Here is a 3,359-nt window from a genome sequence, read left to right as displayed (position 1 = left end):
GGTGGCTCTGGCGCAAAGTGTGTGGTGCTGTGACGGTCGGTGATCTCAGCACGGGCTACAGAGGATGATCTTCCGGAGAAGATCGAGATTAGCGCGACCATACCGGCCGCGTTTGAGCGCCTTGACCCTCGTCACGTTGCCCTCAACCGCACCAGAGGAATACGGCAGGGACAGGCCGTTGGTGACGGCGTCCAGGTCGCGCTCGATGCCGCGGGCAAACGAACGCAGCTGAGGGATGTCGTCGGTAAGGACGGCGGTCAGCCATGGCTTGAGGCCTTTGGCGCCAGTGCGCTCCATCATCATCTTGGCGAAGGCCGTCATGTGCTCGGCGAGTTTGGTCAGCTGCGGGCTACGCGCCAGGATGGCCTTGAGCTGGGTGGTCTCCTCCTCGGTGAGCCGCTCGGGGTGGCTGGTGATCAAACGGGTGACCTCACGGACGGTGGGAGGTGCAGGCGGGAGCGCAGGCGTGGTGACTGCGGCGCGCAGAGGCTCCATATAGCGGCGCACGGTGCGGCGGCTGCCGCGATAGCCGCGTGCTTGGAGTTCGGCGAACAGTTGGACGGCGTTGGTGACGTGGTCGTTGCGGACGCGGTGGCGAAGGTAGGGGACGAACTCCTCAAAGGAGCGAGCCCGGCTGCGGCGGCCGTTGATGAGGGATTCGGGACTGTCCGCGTCGCGATACTTGCGCACGGTCTTGCGGTCCAAGCCCAGGTGCTGGGACATCGCGGTGATCGTCATGCCCTGGCCCGCCAGTTCCTGGATGAGGGCGTGCCGTTCACGGGTGCGGGTCGCGGTGAGCGAGTCGGGTAGTTGCGCTATCGGGACCATGGCCACCGTCTCCACCGAAGGCTCGGTGTTGGTCGTGGGGTCGGGCTCCTGTTCGGGTTCGTGCAGGTCGGCGCGGTGTGCTCGGACGACGTCCTCGGTCGCGCGGCACAGGTTGTTGGGTCGGGCCGGGGCGCCCTGCCGGGATTGCTCCCGGTGGGTTTCCCCGGCCCGCCCGCCGAACCCGCCGTGCCCATTACTGAGCAACGGGCTCTCCACGAGATCATGTCGCTGAGGTCGGGCCTGTCAGGGCGTCCGGCCAAGGGCTGGGGATAGCGTTGCCCCGGTAGCGATACCTGGTGATCGGTACTCTGCCGAGGTCGAACAGCCTGATCCCGTCCAGTTCGATGGGTTTCCAGTGCCCGTGTGGATCCCGGAGCCATCGCCGGATGGCCGTCCACGTCATGCGGTGCCGGTGCATCACCCAGCGGACCACCCGCCACCAGACAAAGGTGTGCAGGCGCTGCATGGTGTGCTTGGCGACCGCGTGCCTGAAGTAGTTGGCCCAGCCGCGCAGGATCTGGTTGATCCGGATCAGCGCGATCTTGTAATCGAGATGCGACAACTTCTGGGTCAGAGCCTTGATCTTCCGCTTCAGCGTCTCGACCGGTTTGTCGGCGATGAAGGTATAGACATGCCACTTGTCCGTTCCTCGCTTGCGCATCCAGACGACACGAAAGCCGAGGAAGTCGAACCCGTCCGCAAGGTGGACAATCGCGGTCTTGGCCGGTGACAGGACCAGGCCCATCGGTGCTAAGACCTCACTCACCCGGTCGCGTAGTTCCTCGACGTGCCCTTGGGTGCCGTGGACCATGATGACGAAGTCGTCCGCATAGCGGACCAGTCGCCAGGTCGGCAGGCCCCGGTGGCGGCGTCGTTCGCGGTCCCGCCGGGTCGCCATCGCCCTTGCCCAGTGTTCGGCGGCGAAGTCGTCGAGCACCGACAGCGCGATGTTGGCCAGCAGGGGTGACAGGATGCCCCCTTGCGGTGTCCCGGAGACGGTCTCGTTCCGTTCGCCGAGTTCGGTCATGATCCCGGCTTTCAGGAACGCCTTCACCAGCGCCAGCACACGCTTGTCCTTCACTCGCGCTCGGATGCGGTCCATCAGGGCCGCGTGATCGATGCGGTCGAAGCACGCCTCGATATCGGCGTCCAGCACCCAGCGGTATCCCTGGGAGCCGAACAGGTGAATCTCGGCGATTGCGTCGTGCGCGCGCCGGTTGGGCCGGAACCCATACGAGCATGGACGAAAGTCCACCTCGAAGATTGGTTCCAGGACCAGCTTCAGCGCGGCCTGCACCACCCGATCGGTGATGGTCGGGATCCCCAAGCGGCGCAGTTTCCCACCCGTCTTGGGGATCATCCGCTCGCGCACCGGCAGGGGCCGGAAGGTCCCCGCCCTCAACGCCGAGCGGATCTGGTTCAGGTGCGCGATAACCCCGGACGCCTCGACGTCAATGGCACGCATGCCGTCCACGCCCGCCGTCCGGGCTCCGGCGTTGCCCGCGACCCGCTCGAAGGCCATCACCAACGTGGCCGGGTCACAGACGAAGTTGAACACATCGTCGAACCGGAAGCCGCGATCGGCTACCGCCCAACGGTGCAGCTTGGTCTGCATCCTCCGTACCCGCGCCTCAGCGGTAAACACCGAAGGCCACGCGACCGGGGCATCCACCCCGGATTCTCCGGACATTGCAGCACCTCCCTTGCGATCTCGCTGCCGCCCTTCCCCATGTGCCGGGCTCTCCCCGGCTCGGAGTACTACGGCGGCTCCGCCCCTCCCACGGCCCGGTCGGCCGACGGTGTGCCCAGCCCAACTCGCCCACGCTGGCCGCGTAGGCGACGGGCGAGGCCGGGGAGGTTCCCGTGTTCACTGACTGATCGCTCGTCGGAGTAGGCACCCGGCTATACCCCCGCGGCATCGCCACGGCTACCCCGCAGCACTTCACCATGGCCTCCCGGATCGCCTGGCAATCACAACCCGGGAGTTGCCCACCCTGGAAGAAAGGCGGACACGCACCGCAACCAGCCCAGATCCGCCAGGTTCGAGCTGATGGCACCTTAGGAGGCTTCAAACACCGGTTCCTCTCGTATACCTCTCCGTCTCGCTCGCCGGACCCGCACCATCTGGCAGTCCTGGCACGTCCCGGCTTCGTCGGGGCCGCTTGCCACCCTCCCCGGCACCTCCCGGGTCAGGCTGCCCCCAGCTTCACCGCCCTGCTGCGACAGGACGGCGGCGAAGGTCTCTCACCTCCACTCGATCAATCAGCGCCTCACGGCGCACGTCCCACAGGTGCCACCGGTCGGCCACCTGCGTGGCCTGTGGTGCGCCGGTTCGGGCGGCCTCGGCGAAGGCACCCGCTCTGTCCCGGCAGATCACGCGGACCTCGGTGTGCTGGCGCAACCAATCGGCGACGGTCTGGGCACGGCAATCGTCCAGGACGTCGATGGGCCGGCCGGTATGCATATTGATCAGCAGCGTGGCGTAGGAGTGTCCCTTGCGCTTGGCCCACTCGTCGATCCCTAGCACGGTG

General features: G+C 66.6%; 3 protein-coding genes. All 3 read right to left on the bottom strand.

Annotated elements, in window-relative coordinates:
* Window positions 1-45: 45 nt before the first annotated feature.
* Complete coding sequence (locus tag AP234_RS34065) at window positions 46-1,032, bottom strand: transposase (protein WP_055483878.1); 987 nt, start codon at window positions 1,030-1,032, stop codon at window positions 46-48.
* A gap of 16 nt (window positions 1,033-1,048) precedes the next feature.
* Window positions 1,049-2,443 (bottom strand): group II intron reverse transcriptase/maturase, encoded by a 1,395-nt coding sequence (gene ltrA / locus AP234_RS34060; RefSeq protein ID WP_055483877.1) that lies wholly within the window; start codon window positions 2,441-2,443, stop codon window positions 1,049-1,051.
* Window positions 2,444-3,034: 591 nt separating this feature from the next.
* On the bottom strand, window positions 3,035-3,359 hold a 325-nt coding region (locus AP234_RS34055; RefSeq protein ID WP_160330546.1), incomplete at its 5' end, for a transposase.

Origin of the sequence: Sphaerimonospora mesophila, assembly GCF_001417795.1 — a bacterium.
Classification (GTDB): Bacteria; Actinomycetota; Actinomycetes; order Streptosporangiales; family Streptosporangiaceae; genus Sphaerimonospora; species Sphaerimonospora mesophila.
The sequence above is the reverse complement of the archived record's forward strand: the minus strand, read 5'-3'. Positions and strand labels throughout refer to the sequence as shown.